We start from the raw sequence: 25358 nt of genomic DNA, 5'->3' as shown, positions 1-25358 counted from the left end.
AATCCGATTCTCGGGCGCTGTGCGTTGTTGCTTGTCCTCGCAATACTTGTGTATTGCTCCGGCGCAGTTGTAAATTCGGCCTAGCACAGCATCCCGATAATCGAATTTCTTTTCGTCGGTTTAGATCATATTTCGGGCGCTTTGCGCCTTGAACTTCATCCCGAGAATCAAATTTCTCTTGGCTCAATATAAATCCGATTCTCAGGCGCTGTGCGTTGTTGCTTGTCCTCGCAATACTCGTGTATTGCTCCGGCGCAGTTGTAAATGCGGCCTAGCACAGCATCCCGATAATCAAATTTCTTTTCGTCGGTTTAGAGCATGTTTCGGGCGCTTTGCGCCTTGAACTGCATCCCGAGAATCAAATTTCTCTTGGCTCAATATAAATCCGATTCTCAGGCGCTGTGCGTTGTTGTTTGGTTCAATACGCGTGGCCTCTCAAGCTGTCGCTCCTGCGAAGGCAGGAGCCCAGTGTCTTTTCTTGGTTTTCCCGTCTGTATCTCTTTGTATTGTGGATGCTGGCATCGCGAACAACCTCCAATGCACTTCGGTCAGGCTCTCAAATCTTATCTCTATTGCAAATGGCGCTATTTTGGCAGCGCTGTTTGAATCCGTTTTTCCCTCTGTTGCGTATACAGCACTGGAAACCTTCTTCCTTCTGATTTCATCTCGCTGGGACGGACTTTTGCCGCGTAGCTTTTATGTCGGTGTTAGAGTCTGTTTTTGTGCTGCGTGAAATCGAAATCAATTTTTGATTGGATATTCAGTGTCTACTAAGAAAACTTCAGATCCCGCCCAATTGCATTTGCTCTTGGTTGCGGTCGCGCGACAAGATGCGAAAGCATTTCGTCAACTTTATGACCAATGCTCACCGAAGCTATTCGGTTTTGTACTACGGGTTTTGCAAAATCGCGAACTCGCTGAGGAAGTCTTGCAAGAGAGCTTCGTGAATATTTGGAACAATGCCGGGAGCTATCAAACAAGTCTTGCTGCACCGATGACGTGGATGATTACGATTGTGCGCAATAAGGCTTTCGACCTTCTGCGCAAACTCAATAACGGCCAAGTCTACGAGATTGCACTCGATGGTGAATTGTTTGACAGTGAATTGCTCGCCGCAATGGAGAGCGAGGACGCCAACCCCATGGACGCGCTCGATCTAAGCCAGAACGCAGAATCCTTGGCCTTGTGCATGTCGAAATTAGTGGCGATGCATAGGCAAGCCATGGCACTCGCTTTTTATCATGACCTGTCCTATAGCGAAGTGGCTGATCATCTTTCGCAGCCACTCGGAACCGTCAAGACATGGATACGGCGTGGCCTTGAACAGTTGCGTTTGTGTTTGGCGACGAGGAGTGCGACATGAATATTCAACACAATCGTCGTCTTCAAGAAAAGTTGGCAGCGGAATATGTATTGGGCACGCTGCGTGGTGGAGCGCGTCGGCGTTTTCAAACATGGTTGCAGAACGATGCCCACTTACAGCAGATGGTGCGTGATTGGGAGCAGCGATTAATGCCGATGGTCGAATTTGCAAAAGCAAGTTCGCCACGCGAATCTGTTTGGCACAGTATTGCGACGCGCATACAAACGGTTCAATCGTCTGGTTTGAGTTTGACGTCCTTCTTCAACAGTCTTGGCTTTTGGCGCAGCGTCAGCGCGATGGCGACCGCGGCTGTCTTGGTTCTCGCCGTTGTTGTACAAAATCGAAATGACACAACAAGCTTGGCAAATAACTACGTCGCGACCTTATCGGATGAGCAATCGCAAGCAGTGGCGGTGGTGTCGAGTGATGTCAAAGCCAAACAAATTGTGCTGCGCTTTGTGAAGTCGCCTTTCCACGATCTGCCTCAAGATAAGAGTTTGGAATTATGGTCTATTGCCAAAAATGGCAAGATTCGCTCCTTAGGCTTATTGGCAGCCGACGCTAAGGCGGGCGTCTTGCGGATTAGTTTGCCGACGGAGGTGCAAGTGGATACACCTGATTTGTTGGCAATTAGTTTGGAGCCCAAAGGTGGATCGGGTAACCCTGAAAAACCGAGTGGTCCTATTTTGTTTAAAGGGAATTGGCTTAAGCTCACTTAAATAGGCTACGCCAATTGAAGATCGATATCTTTTCGCAAATAAAAACGAACTTCGAACTCTTTTTCTCAAATTATTTTAAAAAAGTGAATCCGATCTGGACTTCGCTTCGTATAAGACTCCAAGGGCAAGCAGATTCATAGCCCATTGAAATCTGCTTGCATTCTTTTTGACAAAAATGCCATCGCAAGTTTTGGCATCGTCGATATCTCACTTTGGAGTGCTTATGCAACTAAATACAAAACACAAATTCACTGTGCTCGCTGGTCTCATCAGCATGATGAGCTTTGCTCAATCAGTCCACGCGCAAGATTCCTTGACGCCTGATATGGGAAAATTGACCGCTACCGGTGGCGTCAGCCAGGTCGAAGGTTCCGGTGGTGGAGGCCTGACACCATGGGCTTTGATTACGGGTTATGGTTCGAAAGATGGCTACGGCGCCAACGCCCATTACACCCAAGTAAGCACGCAAGACTATCGCTTAAAGACTTATGGCGTGGCGGTCGGCATTGCAGACGAATGGGAATTCTCTTTTGCCAAACAAGAGTTCACGGGTAGCTTGGCGCCTTTGAATTTACTCAATTTGAAGCAAGATATTTTTGGTGTGAAGTATCGTGTTGCTGGCGATGCGGTCTATGATCAAACGGGCTGGATGCCGCAACTAGCCGTCGGTGTGCAATACAAGCGCGACGCTGCGATTGGTGGTCTTGGTGCGCTTGGTGTTACCAATGTCAAACAACTCGGTGCCAAAGACGATAAGGGAACGGATATCTATGTGTCGGCGACCAAAATCTATTTAGCGCAAAGTTTATTGGTGAACGGCACCCTGCGTTTTACCAAGGCCAATCAAATGGGCCTGCTCGGTTTCGGTGGTGATCTGGAAAACAAATATCAGCCGCAATTAGAAGGATCGATTGCCTATCTGATTAATCGCAAATTAGTCGTTGGGGCCGAGTACCGCATGAAGCCACGCAATCTCGGCGTCGATAAAGAAAAAGATTACTCCGATATCTTCGTCGCTTACTTTCCCACGAAGAATTTCTCTGTCACAGCAGCCTATGCGCAGCTAGGTGACATCACCGTATTTAATCCTAAGACTCAGCGTGGTTGGTATTTATCTCTGCAAGCCGGCTTCTAAGATCTGATCTAAGCATTGGCTTCAAATTTTTTCATGCATCGCAGACAGCAAATGATGCTCTCGGCGAACACACTACTATTTTGAAAGGCATTCATCATGCAAAAGTATTTCCGTATTTTCCTAAGCTCCTTTTTCTTCTCTGTTGCACTACTGACTAACGCAACAGCACAAGACATGAAGAAGGACGATAGTTTGTATCAAGATCTAGGACAGCGCGAAGGTATCGCCAAGATCGTCGCTGACTTTGTGCCGATGTTGTTGGAAGACAGCCGTATCAAACAATTTTTTACCAAGGTCAAGAAAGAAGAGTTTAGCGAACACCTCACGAATCAATTCTGCGAATTGGCTGGCGGCCCTTGTCGTTATACCGGCAAAGATATGTACGAAGCGCACGATGGTATGAAGATTGGTAATGCGCAATTCAATGCGGTCGCTGAGGACTTGCAGATGGCGATGGAAAAAAATAATGTACCAAGTAGTGTGGCGAATCGTTTGGTGGCAAAGCTCGCTCCTATGCAGCGCCCTATTGTGAGTAAGTGATTTAGCTTCGGAAGTGATGAGGACGATCATGCATTCTGTTCAGATATCGGGTGACTTTGGTGCGCAATTAGCAGCGTTGCGACCACATTTATTGCGCTTTGCGATGCACAAGGTACATGATCGGGCGCTTGCTGAAGATCTGGTGCAAGATGTGATGGTGGCGGCACTCGAAGCGCCAAGCCGCTTCAAACAAGATTCTTCTTTGTGTACCTATTTGATTGGCATTTTGAAGTTCAAGTTGATTGACAATTTTCGGTACGAGAAGAAATTTATCTCACAGTTGGATGATCACGATTTCGATGAGTCCAGTTCAATTGTCGGCAGGCTTCATCATAGACCAACGTACGGAATTTCAGGCGGAAGCCTAGATTCCGTTCTCGATCCTGAGCAAGTGTGTGAGTTGAATCGTAGTGTTGAAAAATTGGCGCGTGCACTTGAACATCTTCCAAGCCGGAGTGCGCGAGCCCTGACTTTGTTCGATTATTTAGGTTTCGATGCGGACGAAATCTGCCGGGATCTTGCACTGAGTAGGAACCATCTGATGGTGATACTTCACCGTGCTCGCCAAGCAATACGCGGCGCGATTTTATTAGGGTGAAGGATGATCGCAATTTATTCGCATCTTTAAGCGACATACATCGACTTACTCATGTCAATGTGCCGCCATGGATGCTAGATATGCGTGGTGAAACTTTTTTTCGACAAAAGTGTACAATCCCGCGATCTTGAGGTGAGGATGGTTTAGATTTGAGGTCGATGTGATGAAGTTTCCTTGGTTTTTTTGCATTTTGGTTCTATCACTTGGTGGTCCTCGGTCGGCTTTGGCAGATAGTTTGCAACAGATTAAGGCAACGCAAACACTTGTTGTTGCCCATCGCGAAGCCGTGTTGCCTTTATCTTTTGTCTCAACTGAATTCAAACCGCAGGGCTATATGCTCGAGGTTTGTCATAAGGTGATCGATCGTATTAAACGCGATTGGAAATTGCCGCAACTAAAGACCAGTTACCTGCAAGTGTCGCCGGCCAACCGCATGGCGACGATGATGGAAGGGCGTGCCCAGATTGAGTGCGGTTCGACTGCGGTGACGCGTGAACGCCAACAGCAAGTGCTATTCTCGATCCCTTTATTTTTTAATGCACAGCGCATTTTGACGAACAAGCAAAGTGCCATCAAAAATTGGACCGATTTATCAAACCGCCGCGTGATGGTGCTGCGTGGATCCAATACGATGACGGTGCTACGCGAATCGCAAAGAGTGGCCTTACGTGAGCTCATCTTTTCTGAGGCAGCAAGTTTAGCTGATGCTGCGAAGGCTCTAGATGCCAAGCAAGTTGATGCGATTGTTGCCGACGAGATTAGCATTGCTCAAATTCAAAACCTGATGGCAACTTCCACCGATAAAGTGCTCAATAAAACCATCGATGATAGATGGATTGTTACTGCTGACGGCATCGGGCAGGAGGCCATCGCTCTCATGTTCAATAAAGAGGACAGTCAGTTAAAGACCATTGCTGATAAAGAAATCGCGCGGCTGATGGTGGAAGGCGAGCTAACAAAAATATATGACAAATGGTTCATGCAAGGATTGCCTGAGGGGCGTCCAGCACTCAATTTGCCTATGAGTTTCCTTCTGCGCGATTCTATGCGCGTACCGAGCGACAAGGTTTTATTTTTGAAGTAAGTCAAGCCGTGGCGCAATTTTGATGAGATTTTGGGGCGCTTAGAAGGTAATTGAGAGCTCATTAAGCGGTAAAATACGCGTTTTCTCTCTATTCCTTCTAATTTCTTGACCAAACAAGGTCAAGACTTTCTCGAATCGTAATGATCATGACTCACATCCAAGAATTGAACATCACTCGTCCAGATGATTGGCATCTCCATTTACGTGATGGCGACGCTTTAAAGACCGTCTTGCCGCATACCGCTGCGCAATTTGCGCGGGCAATCGTGATGCCCAACTTGAAGCCGCCGGTCACTACGACAGAGCAAGCGGCAGCGTATCGTCAACGAATTTTGGCTGCATTACCTGAAGGTATGCAGTTCGAACCTTTGATGACTCTGTATTTGACCGACAATACGGCACCCGATGAAATTCGCCGTGCCAAAGACAGCGGCTTCGTTCATGCTGTGAAGTTGTATCCCGCTGGCGCGACCACGAATTCCGATGCAGGTGTCACCGATTTGCGCAAATGCTATAAAACCCTTGAAGTGATGCAAGAAGTCGGCATGCCGTTCTTGGTCCATGGTGAAGTGACAAGTCCTGAGATTGACTTATTCGATCGCGAAGCGGTGTTTATCGATACGGTGATGAAGCCGCTGCGCGCGGATATGCCAGAATTGCGCGTCGTGTTCGAACACATCACGACGGCTGACGCCGCAGCTTATGTCGCAGAAGCGGAAGGTCCAATTGCGGCGACGATTACCGCGCATCATCTCCTGTATAACCGTAATGAGATTTTCAAAGGCGGGATTCGTCCGCACTATTACTGCTTACCGGTGTTGAAACGCGAAACGCATCGTCTGGCTTTAGTGAAAGCGGCGACCTCAGGCAGCGCGCGATTCTTCCTCGGTACCGATTCAGCGCCGCATGCCAAAGGCTTGAAAGAGCACGCTTGTGGTTGTGCCGGTTGCTACACCGCGATGCATGCAATGGAGTTGTATGCACAGGCCTTCGATCAGGTTGGTGCGTTGGACAAGTTGGAAGGTTTTGCGAGTTTTCATGGTCCTGATTTCTATCGCTTGCCACGCAATACCGGTCGTTTGCAATTGAAGCGCGAAACTTGGACGATCCCTCACGAATTGGCATACCTCGATGGTAGTTTAGTGCCGCTCAATGCTGGTGAAACAATGCAATGGAAAGTCACTGCCTAAGCTTTGTGAAAAGACTGAGGTTGCGATAGAAACCCAAAGTATAGGCAGTGTGATGAGCCGTTTTTTTGCCGACATCGATTGGACTCGGGCGTGGTATGCCTCAGTCTATGACGCCGCCCAAATCGTGATTGCCGCGCCAGAGTGGCGGGTCGCATTGAATCATGAAGCTAGCGCGCGGGGTTTGCGTAATCACCGCGATCTCGCCTTGCACTTCATTCCTCAAGAAGCCTTGCCTGACGGCGTGGCTTACGAGGCGCATATTGGTGCGACTGGCGGCGTGCCAACCCGAGAAAATCTGCACGACTTTTTTAATGCACTGGTCTGGCTGAGTTTCCCAAAAATCAAACGACAGCTGAATGCTCTGCAAGCAGCGCAAATCGATTTGCTTGGCATCGGTAAATCGCGTGGACCCGCGCGTGATGCAGCGACGATCTTCGACGAAAACGCGGCACTGCTCGTACTAGAAGATTCTCCGAACGGACGTGAACTGTGTGAGCTTCTACGACAACATCAATGGCTGGAGGCCTTACATCTGCGGTCCAAGCAGTTTCAAGAAAGTGCGCAGGTCTGGAGCTTTGGTCACGCCTTGATGGAAAAGTTGGTGCAACCCTACAAAGGTATTACCGCACATAGTTGGGTTGTGTGGGCTCCATCAGATTATTTTGATTGGGGCAGGGAAGCGCAGGCGCGTTGGCTGGACGAAACCGTCAGTCAACAATTGTGTGAGCATGATTTAACGACGGCGGATTACATGCCGCTTCCGGTTGCGGGTGTGCCGAACTGGGTTGAGCTTCAAGACGCTGATTTTTATCGCGATAAGTCGGTGTTTCGCGACAAACGGCTCCGGGGTTAGTTCGAATTTGGAAATCGCGTCGACTAGGCCTTGAGCAAATAAAAAAGGTGGGATTCTCAGAATCTCACCTTTTGTTATTTTGAGCCATACCGCAGTCTGTGCGCGTGGCTCCTAGCTCCAAGAGCTTTTGCTTCGCTTATGCACTCGCTGTTTGCAAGATTTGGAAGAGTTGATCCTTCAAACTAATGCGGATTTTTTTCAAGTTTTCCAAGGCCGCGTCGGCCAAATGTTCAACGCCATTTTCTGCGCGGAGAACTGCTTTGTCAGCATCGTGGTATTCGTCAAATAATTTAGCGAAATGTGCATTGGTCATTTTCAATGCATGAATCTTTTCTTTGAATTCTGGAAATTCAGCGGCGAGTGGATGATGTTCAACTTGCATGAGTGCTCCTTAGTAGTCGTTTGTGAGTAGATCATAAGCGTTTTGTTAGAAGCGCTTAATGATCTACATCAAAACTACGTGAAGCACGAGTTGCTTGCATCAAGAACGGCGATTTAGCAGCTGTTGATTGTGGTGCACCCACGGCATCACAAACTGATCCATTTCACTGCGCTCTTCCGTCGCTAGTTTGGTCTGATAAGCGACTGCATTACACAGAGCTTCGATCAGACACAGAGCAGCACCATCAGAACTCGCCGAGCTAGAACTTTGTGTTTGTCCATACAAAGTTAAATTCGCCAATTGCGCGACAGGAGAGCTCGGCACATCGGTCAGCGCGATGATAGGAACTCGATTTTCACGAACTTGGCGTAACAAGGTGATGGTATCGCTGGCATATTGCGGGAACGAGATACCGATGACGAGATCGTTCTCCGTATATTTAAACAACTGGCTAGCGATATGGCCTGCACCACCCGAGCCTAAGTTGTAATGCACACTCTTGCACAAAGGCGCTAAGGCGTGTCCCATCAATCCACCAAGGAAAGAACTGGCACCATAGCCGATGATAAAAATACGTTCCGCATTTAAAATCATCTTCACCGCACGTTCGCAATTTTCGGGATTCAAAATGCGACGTGTTGCTTCGAGATTGCTGACACCTTCCTCGATACATCGTGCAAAAATATCGGCACAGCTTGGTGGTCGATCTGGCGCGAACTCCAGCTTTTCAGCTGGCGCCATCATCGACTCGAACCCATGTACCAGTTCTGCACGAAATTGTGGATAACCATCGAAACCTAAGGCGCGAGCGAACCGATTGGCCGTGGCGTTAGAGATACCCACGGCATGCGCGAGTTCATCGATGGACATTGTTGCGGCGCGAAAAGCATTGGCGACGACATAGTCGGCTGTCTTTTTGTGAGACTTTGACAGTGAGCTATAGACGCGACCTATCCTTTCGTTAATAGACCCCCCCCGGGCCGGACTTTGGATTTGTCTCATTTTTTATTGAATTGTCAGATCTAAAGAATGCCCATGCTCTATGTCATTTTGGGCAGCTTGCCATAGTTACTTGAGATGACGTAATTCGCGCTTCTTTGTCGCAAATGGATGTCAATCTTGATGTTTTCTGGATATTATTTCTTGGCAACATCAACCTTAACATAACGATGTTTTTTCAGCAATGACAAACAAAACAGATTGCTTTTATTGCAAAAACTTTTACACCTCTGAGACATTTTACATGTAAAAAGATCGAACTGGTATCTTAGGTGAAAATAAGCGAAGTTCTCGCGCGAATAGCAAAAAATCGAAGTGGTATCTAGAACTTCGAATGTTTCCTCTAATTTTTCAAGGTGCTTTGAAGCGTCACATTTATGTCACATCGTTTGGTTACATTCTCGGCTTTTAGTCCACCAGGAATGAAACAAATGAAAACAAATAAGCGCGATAAGCTCCTATTAGCAGTCATGGCTGCCGCCGTTGGATTGGCACTGGCAGGATGTGGAAAAAGTGATAAGGTCGCTGATACACCAGCGGTGACGCCAATCGATCCACCGAAAAATGTCATCTTCTTTTTGGGTGACGGTATGGGCATGACGACCATGACTGCAGCCCGTATTTATGCAGTTGGTGAAGATGGTGAATTGACCGTCGATACACTGCCAGAAACCGCCTTTGTGAAGACTTTCTCAAATGATGCACAAGTGACGGACAGTGCGCCATCGATGGCGGCTTACATGACCGGCGTGAAGATGAACAATGAAGTCATCTCAATGTCGGCAGATACGATTGCGAAAGATCCTGGTGTGGATGCGAACGGCAACAAGTTAGCGAATAACTGCGGCACCAGCAACGGTACAGCGGTGCCGACTCTGTTGGAAGCGGCGAAGGCGAAAGGTTTATCGACTGGTGTGGTGACTACAACGCGCGTCACCCACGCGACACCAGCGGCGACGTATTCACACATTTGCCATCGTGATTTGGAAAATGATATTGCTGCGGCGGCAGTTCCAGGTGGCGCAGGTTACAACGCGGCGCTTGGTAGCACGGGTCTTGATGTGTTGCTCGGCGGTGGTAAACAATTCTTCATTCCATTCAAAGACGGTGGCAAACGCGCTGACGGTCGTGATTTGATCGCCGAAATGAAAGCGAAAAACTATACCTACGCCAGCACACAAGCCGAATTGGCCGCGGTTGATGCGAGCAAAACTGATCGCTTGTTCGGCTTGTTCACATCGAGCCACATGAGCTACGACTTAGATCGCGACCCAAGCAAAGAGCCAAGCTTGGCAGAGATGACGACGAAGGCGATGGATGTCTTGTCAAAAAATAGCAAAGGTTATTTCTTGATGGTTGAAGGTGGTCGTATCGATCATGCTTTGCACGAAACCACGGCGAAGAAAGCTTTGCAAGACATGGTAGCTTTCGATAACGCGATTAAAGCCGCGATTGCCAAAGCCAAGGTCGCTGATCCCGATTTGAAAAATACTTTAATCGTGGTCACTGCAGATCATGATCACACCCTAGTCTTGAATGGTTACGCCAAACGCACCGGCAAAACTTCAGCGACGAATCCAGGTGTCCTTGGTGTGGTGAAAAACTATGTCACTGGTACACCAGATAAAGATATGGATGGCATGCCTTATTCCATCATTGGTTTTGGTAACGGTGAAAATCGACCACAAGGCCCACGTTCTATGTTGGTCGGCTTCGACGAAACCATGACCAGTGCCAATACCTACCACCAAGAAGCCGTGATCCGTGTTGGTGCTGGCAGTGAAACGCACGGTGGTACGGATGTCTTCCTCGGTGCGATCGGTAAAGGTGCTGACACCTTCATGGGCACGATCGATAACACCAAAGTGTATAGCTTAGTGAAAGCGGCTGTAGGTCTGTAAGCAGATCGCGCGTACACCAAAGTTCTCCTACATAACTAGACGGAATAAATATGAAACGAATTCTCTTAGCAGCGGTCATCGCTAGCGCCTTTGTTGGCGGTGCAGCGCAAGCGCAAAGTACGGCAAAAAATGTGATCTTCTTCCTCGGTGATGGCATGGGCCCATCAACGATTACCGCTTCACGCATTTACAAATATGGTGAAGACGGTAGCTTGACCATGGATAAGTTGGAACGCACGGCGCGTATCAAAACCTACTCTTATGACGCACAAACCACCGATAGCGCCCCATCGATGGCGGCCTATATGACCGGCGTGAAGATGAACAACGAAGTGCTGTCGATGAGTTCCGACACAATCGCCACGCCACCAGGCAAAGATGCGAATGGTAACCTCGGCGTGAACAATTGTGCGGCCACAGGCAATGGCACTTCAGTTCCAACGATTCTCGAATTGGCGAAAGCCAAAGGTAAAGCAGTTGGTGCGATCACGACGACGGAATTGACACACGCCACACCAGCGGCGACTTACTCGCATATTTGTAATCGCAATGCGCAATACCATATCGCTGCGCAAGCGGTGCCAGGTGGCGCCGGTTACAACGCAGCACTTGGCGATGGCGTGGACGTGTTGATGGGTGGTGGTCGCAATCACTTCACACCTTACAACGCGACGACGAACAAGACAGGTCGCGCTGATGGCCGTGATCTCTTGGCCGAGTTGGCGGCGAAAGGCTACACCGTTGCAGCAACTAAAGCCGAAATGGCAGCCGCACCGAACGGCAAGAAATTCATTGGTCTGTACAGCAGCAAGAGCCATTTGGAATATGAACTTGATCGCGTTGCCAATCCACCGGTCGGAGAAGGCGCGAATCAACCAAGCTTGGCGGAGATGACGGTCAAAGCAATGGACTTGTTATCGCAAAACGCCAACGGTTATTTCTTGATGGTCGAGGGTGGTCGTATCGATCATGCGCTGCATGGCACCAATGCGAAGCGCGCTCTCGCTGACACGATCGCCTTTGATGATGCGATCAAAGCCGCTTTGGATAGAGCGAAATTGACCGATCCAACTTTGGCGAATACTTTGATCGTCGTGACAGCCGACCACGACCACACGCTGGCGTTCAATGGTTACGGCAAACGTGGTAATCCTATCCTCGATATCAATCGTGACTACAAAACTGGTTTGCCATCGAAAGATGCGGACGGTAATACCTATACCACCTTGGTCTTCGGTAATGGTCCAAATCGTCCGAATATTCGCGCCGGCCTTGATAGTGCAACCGTATTAGCGGACAACTATTTGCAAGAAACAGGTGTACGTTTGTCGAGCGAAACCCATGGCGGTGGCGACGTGAAATTATTCGCGACAGGTAATAACGCCAAATTATTCAAAGGCACGATCGACAACACCAAGGTATTCACTTTGTTGAAAGCGGCCTTTGGTTTCTAAGCGCTACGAGTTTGCTTTAGCTTTAGCCTAAGTCTTGTAATGAAATAAGTACTACCCAGCCGATGTGATGCTCAGCATGACATCGGCTTCTTCTTTAAAGAGTTCATCATGAAAGTCAGTCGTTTTGTAGCAGCTCAACTGTTGAGTTTTGGATTATTGTGTTCAGGTGCATCCGGGGTGCACGCAGGTGGCACGAACAATGCCACGAACAACGCCACGTCCGCGCCAGATTTGGATGTGCGCATCAGCTATTACAGCAAAGTGATCACCGCTGAAGGTGTCACGCGTGAGGCGCGCTACCAAGACAAAATGTTGCGCCGTCAGTCTCACGTGTGGCTTGAGCGTATCGTTGCCAATAAATTTGCCGCGCATCATGAGCATAAGCCTGAACACAAGCCAGAAATCAAAAAAGTGAACAACCCCAAGGCTGCGCAAAGTTTGACCGAGCATAAACATTTCAATCCTGTGTTGATTCCACGTCATATTCAATTGGTCGCCGGTAAACCAGAAATCGAATTCATTGATGCGCAAGAAAAAATGTGTGTCAGCGTGCCCGCTTCAGAATACAACAATGTGAACTTTGATGGCTCATGGAGCAATGCCTATTACTTGCTCGATCCTGCATTACTGAAAGAGATGAAGATCAGTACTGTCAAATCAAGCGATGCTGACGCTGTCTGGTACGAACGCGAAAAGAATGGCATTTTTCAAAAAGTCTTGTGGCATACCAAGAAACAAATTCCTTTGATCGTTGAGAGTGGCGATAAAGCAGGCCAGTTTTATCAACGTGTTGAGGTGCAAATCGCGGATAAAACGCAGGCGCAATTACCGTGGACAAACCTGAAGGGCTACATCCAGAAAGAGTATGCGGATTTTCTCGACTAAGTTCGCAGAAATCGCTACGACAATTCCACTTGTCGAAATGCTTATATTCGGCAATACTTGCTGACGTATGACTCGTTTGATTTTTTGTATACGAGTCTGATCTTTCCCCACAGAATCGAGGAGCGGTATATGGGCATTTGGGATAAATTAAAGCACGAGTTTATCGACATCATCGAGTGGACCGATGATAGTCCTAACATCATGGTCCATCGTTTTGAACGCTACCAAAACGAAATCAAGATGGGCGCCAAGCTCACCGTGCGTGAAGGTCAAGTGGCGGTGGTGGTCAATGAAGGTCAGCTCGGCAAAGGCCAAATCGCCGATGTGTTCCAGCCCGGCATGTACGAGCTCAATACGCAGAACATGCCTATTCTCAGTACGCTCAAAGGATGGAAATACGGTTTTGATAGTCCATTCAAAGCCGAAGTGTATTTTTTCAATACTACGCGGTTCACTAACTTGAAATGGGGTACCGCTGGTCCAGCGACCATGCGCGATCCTGAGTTCGGCGTGGTACGTGTGACAGCCTTTGGTATCTATACTTTGCGGATTCAAGATGCCAAGACCATGTTGATCGAATTGGTCGGCACTAAAGCGGATTTCACCACCGAAGATATCGAAGAAAATCTACGCGGCAAAATCGGTTTGCGCATTAAAGAAGTGATGCCAGAAATTGGCGTGCCTGTTATCGATCTCGAAGGCAAAGTCACTTTGGTTGGTGAGCGCATCTGTGAGCGCATCGCGGCCGACTTCACTAAATACGGTTTGGAACTGTGTGAAGTGCAAGTGCAAGACATCGGCTTGCCAGAAGAAGTCGAACGTGCAATCGATCAACAAGGTGCGATGCGCGTGATTGGCAATATGAATCAATTTGCGCAATACCAAGGCGCACAAGCTTTGCGTGATGCGGCGAATAATCCGGGCATGGCGGGTAGTATGATGGGCGTTGGTGTGGGTGGTATGCTGACGCAGAGCATGGGTAATCTGTTTCAAAATCAAGCGCCCACCGCAACCCAATCGGGTGGTGCTATGCCGCCGCCACTACCAACAGCCTTGGCCTATTTCGTCGCCCATCAAGGTGCGCAAACTGGGCCCTTCGATATGGCGGGTTTGCAAGCGCAAGTCGCCGGTGGTACTTTGCAGCGCGATACTTTGGTGTGGAAACAAGGCATGTCAGGCTGGGCCAAAGCTGGCGAGCAAGCTGATTTAGCGGGCTTGTTTGCCGCAGTGCCTCCACCATTGCCACCACAGACTTAATCGCCGAAAGGACTAGAGGCGCCTCGGAATATCCGCGGCGCCGTTTTCTTTTTTCTCCTTCCCTTTGTGCAGAGAAAACTGTGAGTACAAAAACTTTTCCATGTAGTCAGTGCGGTGCGAAACTCGAATTCGCGCCCGGCCAAGCGGCTTTGAAGTGTCCTTATTGCGGTCATCAAAACGCGATCGAAGTTGATCATGAAGCGACTGCCGTTGCGGTTGAAGAACTCGATTATGATGCCTACCTCGCTGAGAAAGCAGGTAATGAACCTAGCCTCGCCGCGCAAACCGTCAAATGTAAGGCTTGCGGGGCACAGTCGCAATTTGCGGCGAATATTGTTTCCGATCGTTGTCCATTCTGTGCCGCGCCCTTAATCGCAACAGAGGCTTATTCGCAACGCATCATTCAGCCGAAAGCGATTGCGGCTTTTGATATCAAAGAAGGTGAGGCACGTCAAAAGTTCACCGATTGGATTGGCAGCTTGTGGTTTGCACCGAATGCCTTGAAGCAAGCGTATCGTGCCGAGCGCGGCCTGAAAGGTGTCTACACGCCTTATTGGACCTACGACGCGGCCAGCGATACCCCTTATGTCGGTCAGCGTGGTGTGGACTATACGGAGACGGAAACCTATACGGAAAATGGCGAAACTAAAACACGCTCAGTGACGCGCACGGCGTGGTATCCAGCCGCTGGTCAAGTGCATGTTGATTTCGACGATGTACTGATTTTGGGTTCGCGCTCTTTACCGCATGACAAAGCAGATAAATTGGCACCATGGCGTTTGGATAAACTGCAGGCGTATCGCGACGATTACGTGTCGGGCTTCACGGTCGAAGCCTATCAAGTCGGCCTTGAGCCGGGCTTTACCGAGGCGCGTGGTGTCATGGAAAATGAAATTCGCGGCGCGATCTGTTCTGATATCGGTGGCGATCATCAACGTATTCTGCAAATGAGCCCGCGTTATAGCGATATCCACTTCAAACACATCCTGCTGCCGATTTGGATTTCCTCATATCGCTATGGCGACCAAGTTTATCGTTTCCTCGTGAACGGGCAAACCGGTAAAGTGCAAGGTGAGCGTCCGTATTCTGTATGGAAAATCATCGGTGCAATTGCGCTCGGTGCCATCATCGTTGGCGGCTTATTCTGGTTGTCGCAGAAAAAGTAATGCGGTTGTTGAGAGAGATGTGAAATGGAAAAATTTTTGTTAGCTAAGAAGCTAATCGCGCTAGGCTTTGCGGTGCTGATCACAGCAATTATTTTCGTCGCTGTGCTCAATTATTCGACGGATGTATTAAACTATTTTTTCACAATATCTGCTGAAGAAATGCGTTGGTGGAAGGGGACTGGCTCAATTCTGATGATAGGAGGGTGTCTTATGCTTTACCGACCTATCTGGAGAGGAAAGAAATGAGATTTTTTTGAAAAATGATGCGGCTCAAAAAAAGGGGAGATCTCGTGGCTCGTCAATTAAATGTGCAACAACAGAATGAAATCGAATTTCAAAAGATGCTGGAGACCGCTCAGTACTATCGAGCAAATCGAGTACCGCTCGCGGTCGAAAACTTTTTGAAAGAGAAGCATATCTCCTCACAAGAGGCTGTATTTATCGATGTGGCTAGTGATGGCTGGTCGATGGGTTTTGAATTTGGTTTTGGTGGTTCCTTAGTGACGCGCGACGAACGATTTTATGATTTTGAACTCGAAACAGACCTTAATAAAAGTGTTGTACTGATGGTTCATCAATTTGATGATGTGACGAGTGCACAGAATCTGTCTGAAAAGGTCAAAGGGCGAGGGAAGTCGCGTGCAATGTTGGCACTGCAAGTGCTGAGAGTTTTGAATAGTCCCAGTTGATCAACTTGACTGTTATGGAGGGTGTAGAAATGAAAGCGAATCCAGTAGGCTGGTTTGAAATTTACGTCCAAGATATGCCGCGTGCAAAAGCCTTCTACGAGGCGGTTTTCCAAACCAAGTTAGAAGCACTGCCGAATCCTGATCCGGTTGAATTCGCCGAGACGGAGATGTGGACTTTTCCGATGTCTATGCAAGACTACGGTGCCTCCGGCGCCTTAATCAAAATGCCTGGTTGCCCATCCGGCGGTAGTACATTGGTGTATTTTGCTTGCGATGATTGTGCCTTGGAATTAGCAAGTGCAGAAGCGCATGGTGCGAAAGTGTTTAAGTCTAAGACATCGATTGGTGTGAATGGATTTATCGCGATGTTCGTTGATACCGAAGGCAATATGATCGGTTTGCATTCGATGCAGTAATCAAGTGATTTGGCGAGCCCATAGTCAGCCAAGGTGATTGACACCGGCTCGCCTTAATCACGCCAGTACAAACCATGCCAAAACGAGATTTTGCATTCGACGCTGTGTTTAATGCCTTCTGAATCCACATAGCGAACCCGATAACAACGGTCATTCCCATCAAAAAGATTGGCGAAGAACGACCTTTCGATTCGAATTTCTCGCCAGCCCTTTCTCTTTGCAGCGCTCTTTATTTCTCCCATATCGTTGTAGTGAATAAAAAGAAGAATGATGCCGTAAGCGGCAATTATGCAGGCAAAAATCAGGTATTCCATGCGAGCCAGAACGATGTTTGAAGGAACGCTATTGTAGCGACAATGTTCTTTGCATTGGCCGTGAAATTTTCCTGAAAATTACCGCCTACTATCGCTTAATGGGTGGTAGCCAAATGCGCTTCTAATTTATCGAACGACCCAGTCCAACCCTTGGTCATGCCGCCGCGTTCTTTGAGGAAGGCTTGCAATTCAGCATCGCTCACTTCACCGATCGGCTCCCAAGTGACGGTGACCCGCGTGCGATGGTCGCCTTCTGTCGTGAATTCAACAGTAGTTTGCATGGTTTCTGGCCATATCGGTGCGAAAGGATGACGTGAGATATTCTCGTCTTGATCGCAAAACTGCTGCGTGTACACAAGACGATTGGGTTTCTGCATGGTGAGGTAGAAGGCGCGACCATACATGGTTACGTTGCTTCCGTTCGTCATGCAATAAAAGGTGCTGCCACCTTCGCGAATATCTGCACGCAAGAAATTCATAGTGAAGCCGGTTGGCGGCAACCATTGTTCAAAATGTTCGCGCTTAGTCCACACCTCATACATGGTCTCAATCGACACATCAAAACTACGATTGATGACGAAGCGTTGTTTGCTCTCGGTTTGTTCTGCCAGATACTCTGCAAAACGATCCCAAGTCGATTCGCCACCAGCTTGCTTAATGAAGTGGCGCGTTTGTGTTGCGGCCTCTTCAGTAGCCAATGTCATCGTCATTTCCATCAAGGTTTTCTGACCGATTTCGGTGAATAGAACCGTGACGCGAAATAGTGGCGGGGAGTCATCGGTCGCGCCATGGTCGTACACCAGTTTGCGATGCTCGTCGATCTCAAAATAAGTCGCAATGTTTGGATAATCCGTGCCATCAGGCCCGTGCATGGTATAGCGCCACTGACCACCGACCCGTAACTCTTTGCTATACGTCGTTAGGGTGAAGCCACGAGGTCCCCACCAATGTGCTGCTTGCGCAGGATCAACCCAAGCATCCCATACAGCTTCAACCGGCGCATCATAGAGACGCTCGAGATAGATCTCATTGGCTTTTGCGGGTGCTTTTTTTGTTGGTAGCGACATGTTTTTTACCTTTCTGTTCAGCGGAAATGGTTTTGAGGTAGGCATCGAGACGATCGAAACTCGCTTCCCAAAAAACGCGATATTGATCGACCCAATCCGCCGCCACTTTCAATGCTTCACCATTGAGTTTGCAGGGACGGCTTTGGGCTTCACGTGTCTTGGTAATCAAACCCGCCGTTTCCAAAACTTTGAGATGTTTGGTAACGGCGGGCAGGCTCATTTCTTCCAAAAATGGTTGTGCCAGTTCGGATACCGTTGCGTCCCCTTGTGACAGTTGCGCCAAGATCGCGCGACGGGTAGGATCGGCTAGGGCTGAGAAAGTTTGACTGAGTTGGTCTGCCATAAGTTGTTCACCATGGTTGGTCTGTTATAGCTGTGCGATGCTGGGATCGAAATTTAATATACTCATCGGTTAATTAACCAAGTGGTTTAATAATAGGCGCGCATTTTAACTAAGTCAAGAACTAAAGTTTTTGGGAAGATTCCATAAGCGAGTGGTGGAAGACTTCAGGCGCTCTTCTTGTGCGCCAAGCTGTGATATCTTTCCCCGTGTCCTCTTTTAGACGAATAAGCGAATCGGTATTAGCAGCGGTGCTCTAACGCTTGTTCTTACGATGTTCATGTACGTGAACAAAGATGGATATTAGTGGGTGCGAGTAGCGATTGAGTTGCGAACCTTTGCCACGTAAGATGGGTGACTAGAATGTTGATACGGCTTTCTTACAAACCCCTCGACCTGAATGTATTGGTAGCTGCTATAAGGATCGCATGATGCGAAAAATCATTTTAGGAATAATAGTTCTCGGTCTCGCCTTGCTCGCGTTTAATTGGAAGCCGTTGTCACGATTGTATTCGGAGAAGTTTTCTGCAGAATCTCTGCAAGCAAAGCATGCGCCGAACGCGGCTGAAATGGCTCTGCCAACGGTGGAACTCGCAATCAAAGATTTGTTTGGACTTGATCCACAAACAGGTGCTGTCCTCACCAAAAGAGATGAGTTAACTCGATTGTGGTTCAACTACTCTTTCGAACTTAAGGGAACGTTGTATTACGCCGTGTTTTTGAAGACCTATCGGAGTCAGGGTGAGGAAGCAACGGACGCGAGCATAGTGCGTTGTCATGGATGCGCCCCTCAGATCAGTATCGTTACTTACAAAAATCAGGGCGCGAACTGGGTGAAATTGGCCGCGCAAAAATATTTGGGGGAGTTGGGCTCATGGGGCGATATCGAAACGCCAAAAAGTTTTGAATTCCTGCATTTAAGTGAGAAGAATCGAGTCTTATTGATTGACACTTCTTGGCAAGGTCAAGGACTGAACACTTGGGGTAAAGCACTATTTGGGTTCACCGACGAAAAGTGGAGTCGCTTGGGTACGATCGAGACGGGCGGTGACAATCAGGATCACTGTATTGCGCCAACAGACAAAGAGGAGAATCGTATCGATCTCGCTTTCCCTTGCTACAGTTACGTTGGACAAATTCAATTACTGCAAACGAAGCCAACGGAGTTTCCTGAGCTGTCGGTGATCTTCAGTGGGACTAGGCTAGCCGATAATCTTCAGATTAAACCGGCCGAAAATCAAAAATACCACTATGTTAAAGGAAAGTACGTTATTAAAGAATAAGGCTGTTGGTCGCTGGCAATGAGTTTTGCCGCATGCGTGAAGCTTTCCATTCTTTGTGTTGCACTGGCGTTTCTCTGGATGCGAGGGGATGAGTTGAGCACCTCAATCCCGCGAGTGGTAGCAATCGATACTTATGGAATTCTTAGGGCTTACCCATCGGCGGGTGTTACTATGCCAGCGGTTTTTCTATCCACCCTGAGCCGAATGCTCGCTTCGTCGCATTGCTTTTTCCGAATATGCGCCTAGAAGAGGTAAAGCGTCGTACTGAGTATTTGTGATGGCTCGTATTCCTTTGGAATTAGGCGTTGTCAATTTTATGTCCTCTCTGTTTACGATCGCCTATTTCTTAGCACTACTGAATTGGCTACCGATCTCTATCTTGTCGTCAGGAGCTCCCACTGAATTCAAGCGCGGTCCGCTGCGTCTTCTGTATGGACTGAGTATCGTGTTGGCACTGTATGAGGCCTATATGAGCTTGCTCTGGTCGCCCGCAGTAGTGGCACCGATTCGTATTGATGTGTTCATCTTGATGCTGCCTTATGGATTGCTCTATCTCATCTATGGAATTGCCTATTCGATTTACGCAAAGAATTCTGCGCTGAGTGTCGAATCAAAATGGCGTTCTAAACTTATCGCTGCGTGGTGTCTCGCTGTACCACTATTGGCAATCGCGGGCTATGCTTCTATTTCGCACGAGAGCAAACAAAGCAGTATGCAATTCGACCTGGGGCGCCGCTTCCGCTACGAAGCACGTTTGCGCGATGATCAGGTTCAGGCGCGTTTTTTTGGCCCTATCACTGAAACTGGCGGCACTATTGCTGGGCATTATGTGGCTGATGGGAATGACAGTCGTTTCGCGAAGATCGTGATCAATGATGCACTTGACGTATGGCTGTGGAGTACCGAGTTGTATGAGCATCAGGGAAGGCTTAAGCATCTCGGCGGCGATGCTTATGAATGGCAGAACCAAAGTAAGGACGTGACGCCGCTCTCGGGCAAAATAAACGTCATCGATCGTGAGCATTTTGCCTTCTCTGGCGACGTTGGACCGAACCCTTCACCGCAGACGACGCAGTTTACAAAAGTCGCAGCGCCGCGTTTCCCACTCGAAAAGAACGCCACTGACGCGGTGGAATTTCTTGGCGTGTTCAGCACCACCTTTGACGATACTGGAAAAGATCTTGGCGTCTATCAAATGTGGTTGTGGCGTTCAAAGAACAAGATTTGGGGGCAGCATTATCGGCATCATGCCACACGCGGTAGTACTATCGAGTTTCTTGCACCAACGAAAATTGAGCCTTATTGTATGGGGAGTTGTGATCGCTACGATTTGCGTTTCCAGCTTGAACGTAGCAATTATCGCTTGCAACGCGTATCAGCGGATAGTTGGTCCGTTAGAGACAATGATAATCCCAGTGGTCCTAGCTATGTGTTGCGCCGCGGTCAAATCCTTCCGGGATATGTGTACGATTTAGCGCCGCTACATAGTGCCGAAGAAACGCAACAGTGGATCGCAGCCGTCGGCGCAGGGCATTTTGTGAAGTGGAAGGTACCGGAGAAGATCGAGATCAGTGAGCTTTCGCAACAATAAGCTCGCCGTTCTTTTTTGCAGCGAGTCCCAAACTACATAAAACCGATTCCCTTTTGCTCGCGCAGTATGGCCCCGCGACAGGCTGCTCTTGTGGTTCCGATCTTTTACACGTTGAAATTAGCTTGCCCAAAGAGCTCAAGTTAGTGCAAGTTTGCGAGCTAAGAGACTCTAAGGGACAAAAGCCCGACCTAAGCAGAGAACGTATTTCCTTAGATCGATATGACGCCAATGGCAACACTTACGATGGCAAATTTGTTTTGCAGGGATCTCTGCATTTGCAAGGCATCGTGAGTTACGAGCCGAGCGATGGAGGTGATCTTTGGTTCATGCCCCGACGTCCAGTGATGCAAAAAAACACGGCGTTTGAACCTCATTTTCGGCAATTTGCATTGCGCATGCAGGACGCCTATGTAAAGCTAAAATTGGGCAAAGCTCGTCGCGTGAAAAGCAGTTGTTTGCAAGCTAAGGCCGATCTTATCTTGCGCGACTTCGTGGTGTTGGTGGACGAATCTGAAGGTGCAGGAATTTCACCAAATGCAATTGAAGTAAAAAGCATCTCGTCTTTCGAGCAATGTAAATAGCTTGCATGTCGAGAATCTACGACGCATTACGACAAACACGCAACACAAAAAGCGACAAAATCAGTTTTCTTGCGCAAATGCAAGTCACTTCAAATTGCGCAAAGCTACAATCAGGCATACAACCACAACACCTTAATGTATGCGAACCTCTGATCAACACCAGCAAGATGCGATGTCGACCATGCAGCCTGATGCGACTGACGAGAGCGGTCAGCTGCGCCGTATTATGGCGCGTATCGGCTGGGCCGCTTTGACTCTGCTGGCATTGATTGGTGTTGGCGCAATAGGTTTCTATTGGATCGGTGACCAGCATAGCTGGGAGAATGCGGTCTACATGACTTTGATCACGATTTCAACCGTTGGATATGGCGAGGGCGTACCGCTCACTACCTTTGGTGCCAAGATATTTGCCGGTGTCATGAGCATCGCTGGTTTAGGCGTACTGACTTTCTTGTTCACCAGCCTAACAGTATTTTTCTTAGAAAAAGATTTAGATTATTCCCTGCGGAGAAGACGGATGGAAAAGCGTATCAAAAAATTGCGCCAGCATTACATCGTATGTGGCTTTGGCCGCGTCGGTCGCAATGTCGCTCATGAATTGCAAAAGACAGGCCGTCCGTTTGTCGCGATCGATCCGGAACAAACCAATTTTGAAGAATATCGAGAAAAATTTCCTAACCTACTTTATCTGCATGGCGATGCATCGGATGATGATTTGCTTTCTGGTGCCGACATCACAGACGCGCATGGATTGTTTGCCGTGACCGGCGATGATTCGCGTAATTTGATGATCATCATTACCGCCAAACAGTTAAATCCAAAATTACGTATCGTGGCGCGCTCGCATGAATTGCGTAATGTCGAAAAAATGCGTAAAGCGGGTGCTGATGAGGTGATCTGCCCTGACTTCACAGGCGGCATGCGTATGGCATCGGCAATGGTGCGCCCACACGTGGTGGGTTTCCTCGATGAGATGTTGAAGTCGGAAAAAAATCTGCGTGTGGAAGAAGTCGTCGCACCAGCAAACTTCCCCGCCACGCCGATGGGCAAACTACGCTTACGCAGCCCCGATTACATCCTGATCGCCGTGCGCGCCAACAATGATTGGACTTTTAACCCCGATGATCAATATCTACTACGTGCCGGTGATGTGATCGTGGCTATGACGAGCACCGAAGGGCGGGCAGAGATTGAGCAGCATCTGCTCGATATGACCTGAGGCCTAGAGCGCTCCTTTGCTTGAGTGATTGAATCGCCATAGCACGCATCACCGATCTTCCACTTCGCGGAATTAAACGAACAATTAGGGCGGGTGCAACCCGCGCTGTCGAACTTTCAATCGAGGATAAATGAAGTCGAATTACAATTGACTTGGCTTTGTCCACTTTAATAAAAAATCATGAAATTGTTGCAGTCACTATCTGATGAGAAGCAGCAGGCTTTAAAGCTTCAATTCCCCGAACTCCGGGACGTGCGCGAAAACGAAGACCATTCTATGGGGCGATTCGCCATATCTGTATTTGATCATTGGTTACGTGATGAAAGCGAATGGCACTTAATGGATTGCTTCGATGGACCAGAACGTAGTGAAAGAGATCAAAAATTCCGTCAGCATTGGGCCTTATTGTTTGAATCGACGGAAGTGTACACGGTTCGATATCGTGGCCGTTGGCCGCGCAAATCAAAACTTATCATCAAGAAGTATCTCAATAAGAGTGGCTTCCTTCAGCAGTGCCGTATTGACCCAACAAGGTCGCCGAAGCAATTTATTATCTTGCCTGAATACGATTGTTTATTCGCCGCGTCTTGGGATGACACGAACGTCTGCTTCTTCAATTCACGTGAACGTGCTGAGCCTATCATTTCGCTTGCTCAACAATGCGGACTGTATTGCCTAGAGTTCGAGACTTAGTTGCACCTGCCCTACATTGCGTAAAACATTTCAAAACGGTGTCTAAGTTGTCGCGCCTATCATGCATGAAAGAAGCGAAGGAATTTCCACTGACCACCGTGCATTTGTAGTTCCTACGAAAGCGATAATCTGCTTATCGAAACGTTTTTCTTGAGAGCTTGGCAGGGCAATAGTACACTGCAAGTCATTGTGAAAAAATGCGTTGGCGACGCAGTGTGTATGACGATGTTTTAATCTGTCGGTAAGTCGGTCAATTTTTATGCGGAGAATAGTTTGAAAGCTTTTTGTTTATTCGTATTCTTGTGCGCGTTGAGCGCGTCTGCGTGTGCAGATAGTATCGCCGATCAAATGAAGAAACGTGGATTTGTCGAGAAACCTGTACCGACTAGCTCTGACGAACTCAATCGCATGAATCGAGATCGGAAAACCACTTTCCTATCACTCAGTCCAGACCTCGCGATTGAGCAAATCAATTATCATCGTCCAAAAGAAAACTTGGTATTTGATACTGGTACAGTCAAATACATTGGCGTCAATCAAGGAGAGTTTGGAGGCGGCCTCTACCTCAACGAGGTTAAAGCAGATGGTGCACCATTCTTTAGAGGAAATATCCAGGCACTCATTCCGATTGACGATGATCTTTATATTCTCTCAGGTCTGTCACACATGATGTCGAGTCACGGTGCGATCCACGTGATTCGTAACTTTAAGACACCGTCGCAACCAATACTCTTAACGCTATTGCCGGATGCGCCAGCCGCGGCCCTAGTACGAGTCGGATCCGGCGGTCAGAAGTCAATCGTCTTCGTTGGTTCGTCAAGTCTCATGGAGTTCACCCCGGATAATCGCATTGAGATCATTGCCTTCAATGCATTCTGGAAGCTGCTTTACCCCACGACGGTGGTGATGCAAGATGGAGCTTATTACATTGGCATGCGCTCCGGTATAGCAGTCGTCGATGCTGGTGTTTACACTGGAATGCGCTCCGGTATCGCGGTCGTCAATACCGATGGTAGACCAGCTCTCATCAGATATTTTGTGCCTGAATAGAAACTGAAAGGCACGATTTTTACCAAGTAAAGTCATCTGGAATTTTATAGTCCGCATACGGGTCATCTTCATCGACTTCATTGCTTGATTTTTTAACGCGTACTACCAAAGACGGATCGCGCTCTTCGATTTTTTCTGCGATGACACGCGGCAGTAATTCAGTCTTGCCGTCGATGCAGACGATCATGAGGCGTCCAGCGATCAAATGTTTTTGTACCTCTTCTGACACATAGATTTTGTCGATTTTGGTGCCGAGCGTGTAGTAGTAAGCGATATCGCCATTGCCTTTGCTCTGACGATTCTTTTCCACCATCTGCACAATTTGCGCAAACACCGCTTTTTGCGCCGCAGCCGCATCGCGTTGCGCATTCAGTTCGCGTGCGCGCTCAGCATTCTTCTGCTGAACCTCTAAGGCCGCGATACGCGCCTCATCAACACTTTCCACACCAGTACGACGTTCGACCTTTTTCTGATTTGATTTATCGTGGTGAAGCTGCTTGGCTTTCCCTTTATTGATTAAACCGGCTTTGAGAAGTTGATCTTGTAATGAGGCCATAGTGAATATCCGATAGTGAGTGCGACGGAATCT

At 48.2% G+C, this 25358-nt stretch carries 27 protein-coding genes; 21 read left to right on the top strand and 6 right to left on the bottom strand.

The features are described from left to right. Window positions 1-763 precede the first annotated feature (763 nt). From RF679_RS16420 to RF679_RS16385, 8 genes are all read left to right on the top strand, one after another. Window positions 764-1363 carry a sigma-70 family RNA polymerase sigma factor gene (locus RF679_RS16420; protein WP_309481710.1) on the top strand — a complete coding sequence of 200 codons (600 nt, stop codon included), beginning with the start codon at window positions 764-766 and terminating at the stop codon, window positions 1361-1363. Continuing rightward, entirely contained in the window at window positions 1360-2082 is a 723-nt protein-coding gene (locus RF679_RS16415) for an anti-sigma factor (RefSeq protein WP_309481709.1), read from the top strand. The genes RF679_RS16420 and RF679_RS16415 overlap by 4 nt, the downstream gene beginning before the upstream one ends. 274 nt (window positions 2083-2356) lie before the next feature. Beyond that, complete coding sequence (locus RF679_RS16410; RefSeq protein ID WP_309484033.1) at window positions 2357-3217, top strand: DUF3034 family protein; 861 nt, start codon at window positions 2357-2359, stop codon at window positions 3215-3217. 96 nt (window positions 3218-3313) lie between these two features. Then, entirely contained in the window at window positions 3314-3757 is a 444-nt protein-coding gene (locus tag RF679_RS16405; RefSeq protein WP_309481708.1) for a group I truncated hemoglobin, read from the top strand. 28 nt (window positions 3758-3785) lie between these two features. Beyond that, window positions 3786-4355: a sigma-70 family RNA polymerase sigma factor gene (locus tag RF679_RS16400; RefSeq protein ID WP_309481707.1), complete on the top strand. Its 570-nt coding sequence runs from the start codon at window positions 3786-3788 to the stop codon at window positions 4353-4355. A gap of 163 nt (window positions 4356-4518) precedes the next feature. Next, on the top strand, window positions 4519-5439 hold the full coding sequence (locus RF679_RS16395) for a transporter substrate-binding domain-containing protein (RefSeq protein WP_309484032.1): 921 nt from the start codon (window positions 4519-4521) through the stop codon (window positions 5437-5439). A gap of 146 nt (window positions 5440-5585) precedes the next feature. Continuing rightward, a complete protein-coding gene (gene pyrC, locus RF679_RS16390) occupies window positions 5586-6629 on the top strand; it encodes a dihydroorotase (protein WP_309481706.1) in 1044 nt (347 codons plus the stop codon). 52 nt (window positions 6630-6681) lie between these two features. Next, the gene (locus tag RF679_RS16385) at window positions 6682-7482 is read left to right on the top strand and encodes a DUF3025 domain-containing protein (RefSeq protein WP_309481705.1); all 801 of its coding nucleotides are present in this window, start codon (window positions 6682-6684) and stop codon (window positions 7480-7482) included. Between the two features lie 136 nt (window positions 7483-7618). Here RF679_RS16385 and RF679_RS16380 read toward each other — a convergent pair whose 3' ends face one another. Together RF679_RS16380 and RF679_RS16375 are read right to left on the bottom strand one after the other, a co-directional pair. Further along, entirely contained in the window at window positions 7619-7864 is a 246-nt protein-coding gene (locus tag RF679_RS16380; protein WP_309481704.1) for a YdcH family protein, read from the bottom strand. Window positions 7865-7963: 99 nt separating this feature from the next. Then, window positions 7964-8866 carry a MurR/RpiR family transcriptional regulator gene (locus RF679_RS16375; RefSeq protein ID WP_309481703.1) on the bottom strand — a complete coding sequence of 301 codons (903 nt, stop codon included), beginning with the start codon at window positions 8864-8866 and terminating at the stop codon, window positions 7964-7966. Between the two features lie 428 nt (window positions 8867-9294). On the opposite strand from RF679_RS16375, the gene RF679_RS16370 reads away from it, so the two are divergent. From RF679_RS16370 to RF679_RS16335, 8 genes are all read left to right on the top strand, one after another. Next, window positions 9295-10764: an alkaline phosphatase gene (locus tag RF679_RS16370; protein WP_309481702.1), complete on the top strand. Its 1470-nt coding sequence runs from the start codon at window positions 9295-9297 to the stop codon at window positions 10762-10764. Between the two features lie 50 nt (window positions 10765-10814). Next, complete coding sequence (locus tag RF679_RS16365; RefSeq protein ID WP_309481701.1) at window positions 10815-12218, top strand: alkaline phosphatase; 1404 nt, start codon at window positions 10815-10817, stop codon at window positions 12216-12218. A 108-nt stretch (window positions 12219-12326) separates the two neighbouring features. Next, complete coding sequence (locus tag RF679_RS16360; RefSeq protein ID WP_309481700.1) at window positions 12327-13103, top strand: hypothetical protein; 777 nt, start codon at window positions 12327-12329, stop codon at window positions 13101-13103. A gap of 129 nt (window positions 13104-13232) precedes the next feature. Continuing rightward, on the top strand, window positions 13233-14360 hold the full coding sequence (locus RF679_RS16355; RefSeq protein ID WP_309481699.1) for an SPFH domain-containing protein: 1128 nt from the start codon (window positions 13233-13235) through the stop codon (window positions 14358-14360). 80 nt (window positions 14361-14440) lie between these two features. Then, the gene (locus RF679_RS16350) at window positions 14441-15526 is read left to right on the top strand and encodes a TFIIB-type zinc ribbon-containing protein (protein ID WP_309481698.1); all 1086 of its coding nucleotides are present in this window, start codon (window positions 14441-14443) and stop codon (window positions 15524-15526) included. 24 nt (window positions 15527-15550) lie between these two features. Next, on the top strand, window positions 15551-15772 hold the full coding sequence (locus RF679_RS16345) for a hypothetical protein (protein ID WP_309481697.1): 222 nt from the start codon (window positions 15551-15553) through the stop codon (window positions 15770-15772). Window positions 15773-15816: 44 nt separating this feature from the next. Continuing rightward, window positions 15817-16215: a hypothetical protein gene (locus tag RF679_RS16340; protein WP_309481696.1), complete on the top strand. Its 399-nt coding sequence runs from the start codon at window positions 15817-15819 to the stop codon at window positions 16213-16215. 29 nt (window positions 16216-16244) lie between these two features. Further along, window positions 16245-16631, top strand: coding sequence for a VOC family protein (locus tag RF679_RS16335; protein ID WP_309481695.1), 387 nt, complete (start codon window positions 16245-16247; stop codon window positions 16629-16631). A 53-nt stretch (window positions 16632-16684) separates the two neighbouring features. Here RF679_RS16335 and RF679_RS16330 read toward each other — a convergent pair whose 3' ends face one another. The 3 genes from RF679_RS16330 to RF679_RS16320 all read right to left on the bottom strand — a co-directional run bounded on the left by RF679_RS16330 (window position 16685) and on the right by RF679_RS16320 (window position 18355). After that, window positions 16685-16945, bottom strand: a complete 261-nt coding sequence (locus RF679_RS16330; RefSeq protein ID WP_309481694.1) for a hypothetical protein — start codon at window positions 16943-16945, stop codon at window positions 16685-16687. A 95-nt stretch (window positions 16946-17040) separates the two neighbouring features. Then, entirely contained in the window at window positions 17041-18012 is a 972-nt protein-coding gene (locus tag RF679_RS16325; RefSeq protein WP_309481693.1) for an SRPBCC family protein, read from the bottom strand. Then, entirely contained in the window at window positions 17972-18355 is a 384-nt protein-coding gene (locus RF679_RS16320; RefSeq protein WP_309481692.1) for an ArsR/SmtB family transcription factor, read from the bottom strand. The genes RF679_RS16325 and RF679_RS16320 overlap by 41 nt, the downstream gene beginning before the upstream one ends. 425 nt (window positions 18356-18780) lie before the next feature. Between RF679_RS16320 and RF679_RS16315 the strand changes: the two genes are divergently transcribed. The 5 genes from RF679_RS16315 to RF679_RS16295 all read left to right on the top strand — a co-directional run bounded on the left by RF679_RS16315 (window position 18781) and on the right by RF679_RS16295 (window position 24769). Next, complete coding sequence (locus RF679_RS16315) at window positions 18781-19635, top strand: hypothetical protein (protein ID WP_309481691.1); 855 nt, start codon at window positions 18781-18783, stop codon at window positions 19633-19635. A gap of 316 nt (window positions 19636-19951) precedes the next feature. Continuing rightward, complete coding sequence (locus RF679_RS16310) at window positions 19952-21226, top strand: hypothetical protein (protein ID WP_309481690.1); 1275 nt, start codon at window positions 19952-19954, stop codon at window positions 21224-21226. Window positions 21227-21946: 720 nt separating this feature from the next. After that, complete coding sequence (locus tag RF679_RS16305) at window positions 21947-23026, top strand: potassium channel family protein (RefSeq protein ID WP_309481689.1); 1080 nt, start codon at window positions 21947-21949, stop codon at window positions 23024-23026. A 180-nt stretch (window positions 23027-23206) separates the two neighbouring features. Then, window positions 23207-23719: a hypothetical protein gene (locus tag RF679_RS16300; RefSeq protein WP_309481688.1), complete on the top strand. Its 513-nt coding sequence runs from the start codon at window positions 23207-23209 to the stop codon at window positions 23717-23719. Window positions 23720-24067: 348 nt separating this feature from the next. Then, the gene (locus tag RF679_RS16295) at window positions 24068-24769 is read left to right on the top strand and encodes a hypothetical protein (RefSeq protein ID WP_309481687.1); all 702 of its coding nucleotides are present in this window, start codon (window positions 24068-24070) and stop codon (window positions 24767-24769) included. Between the two features lie 19 nt (window positions 24770-24788). Here RF679_RS16295 and RF679_RS16290 read toward each other — a convergent pair whose 3' ends face one another. Further along, a complete protein-coding gene (locus RF679_RS16290) occupies window positions 24789-25325 on the bottom strand; it encodes a DUF2058 domain-containing protein (protein WP_309481686.1) in 537 nt (178 codons plus the stop codon). Window positions 25326-25358 lie beyond the last annotated feature (33 nt).

The sequence above is a fragment of the Undibacterium cyanobacteriorum genome (assembly GCF_031326225.1).
GTDB classification, from domain to species: domain Bacteria; phylum Pseudomonadota; class Gammaproteobacteria; order Burkholderiales; family Burkholderiaceae_D; genus Undibacterium; species Undibacterium cyanobacteriorum.
The sequence above is the reverse complement of the archived record's forward strand: the minus strand, read 5'-3'. Positions and strand labels throughout refer to the sequence as shown.

Excerpts from the sequence above, each read along its gene's own strand:
- RF679_RS16415 (WP_309481709.1), top strand. The coding sequence starts at position 1,360 with ATGAATATTCAACACAATCGTCGTCTTCAAGAAAAGTTGGCAGCGGAA.
- RF679_RS16410 (WP_309484033.1), top strand. The coding sequence starts at position 2,357 with ATGATGAGCTTTGCTCAATCAGTCCACGCGCAAGATTCCTTGACGCCT.
- RF679_RS16405 (WP_309481708.1), top strand. The coding sequence starts at position 3,314 with ATGCAAAAGTATTTCCGTATTTTCCTAAGCTCCTTTTTCTTCTCTGTT.
- RF679_RS16400 (WP_309481707.1), top strand. The coding sequence starts at position 3,786 with ATGCATTCTGTTCAGATATCGGGTGACTTTGGTGCGCAATTAGCAGCG.
- RF679_RS16395 (WP_309484032.1), top strand. The coding sequence starts at position 4,519 with ATGAAGTTTCCTTGGTTTTTTTGCATTTTGGTTCTATCACTTGGTGGT.
- pyrC (WP_309481706.1), top strand. The coding sequence starts at position 5,586 with ATGACTCACATCCAAGAATTGAACATCACTCGTCCAGATGATTGGCAT.
- RF679_RS16385 (WP_309481705.1), top strand. The coding sequence starts at position 6,682 with ATGAGCCGTTTTTTTGCCGACATCGATTGGACTCGGGCGTGGTATGCC.
- RF679_RS16380 (WP_309481704.1), bottom strand. The coding sequence starts at position 7,864 with ATGCAAGTTGAACATCATCCACTCGCCGCTGAATTTCCAGAATTCAAA.
- RF679_RS16375 (WP_309481703.1), bottom strand. The coding sequence starts at position 8,866 with ATGAGACAAATCCAAAGTCCGGCCCGGGGGGGGTCTATTAACGAAAGG.
- RF679_RS16370 (WP_309481702.1), top strand. The coding sequence starts at position 9,295 with ATGAAAACAAATAAGCGCGATAAGCTCCTATTAGCAGTCATGGCTGCC.
- RF679_RS16365 (WP_309481701.1), top strand. The coding sequence starts at position 10,815 with ATGAAACGAATTCTCTTAGCAGCGGTCATCGCTAGCGCCTTTGTTGGC.
- RF679_RS16360 (WP_309481700.1), top strand. The coding sequence starts at position 12,327 with ATGAAAGTCAGTCGTTTTGTAGCAGCTCAACTGTTGAGTTTTGGATTA.
- RF679_RS16355 (WP_309481699.1), top strand. The coding sequence starts at position 13,233 with ATGGGCATTTGGGATAAATTAAAGCACGAGTTTATCGACATCATCGAG.
- RF679_RS16345 (WP_309481697.1), top strand. The coding sequence starts at position 15,551 with ATGGAAAAATTTTTGTTAGCTAAGAAGCTAATCGCGCTAGGCTTTGCG.
- RF679_RS16335 (WP_309481695.1), top strand. The coding sequence starts at position 16,245 with ATGAAAGCGAATCCAGTAGGCTGGTTTGAAATTTACGTCCAAGATATG.
- RF679_RS16330 (WP_309481694.1), bottom strand. The coding sequence starts at position 16,945 with ATGGAATACCTGATTTTTGCCTGCATAATTGCCGCTTACGGCATCATT.
- RF679_RS16325 (WP_309481693.1), bottom strand. The coding sequence starts at position 18,012 with ATGTCGCTACCAACAAAAAAAGCACCCGCAAAAGCCAATGAGATCTAT.
- RF679_RS16320 (WP_309481692.1), bottom strand. The coding sequence starts at position 18,355 with ATGGCAGACCAACTCAGTCAAACTTTCTCAGCCCTAGCCGATCCTACC.
- RF679_RS16315 (WP_309481691.1), top strand. The coding sequence starts at position 18,781 with ATGATGCGAAAAATCATTTTAGGAATAATAGTTCTCGGTCTCGCCTTG.
- RF679_RS16310 (WP_309481690.1), top strand. The coding sequence starts at position 19,952 with ATGTCCTCTCTGTTTACGATCGCCTATTTCTTAGCACTACTGAATTGG.
- RF679_RS16305 (WP_309481689.1), top strand. The coding sequence starts at position 21,947 with ATGCGAACCTCTGATCAACACCAGCAAGATGCGATGTCGACCATGCAG.
- RF679_RS16300 (WP_309481688.1), top strand. The coding sequence starts at position 23,207 with ATGAAATTGTTGCAGTCACTATCTGATGAGAAGCAGCAGGCTTTAAAG.
- RF679_RS16295 (WP_309481687.1), top strand. The coding sequence starts at position 24,068 with ATGAAGAAACGTGGATTTGTCGAGAAACCTGTACCGACTAGCTCTGAC.
- RF679_RS16290 (WP_309481686.1), bottom strand. The coding sequence starts at position 25,325 with ATGGCCTCATTACAAGATCAACTTCTCAAAGCCGGTTTAATCAATAAA.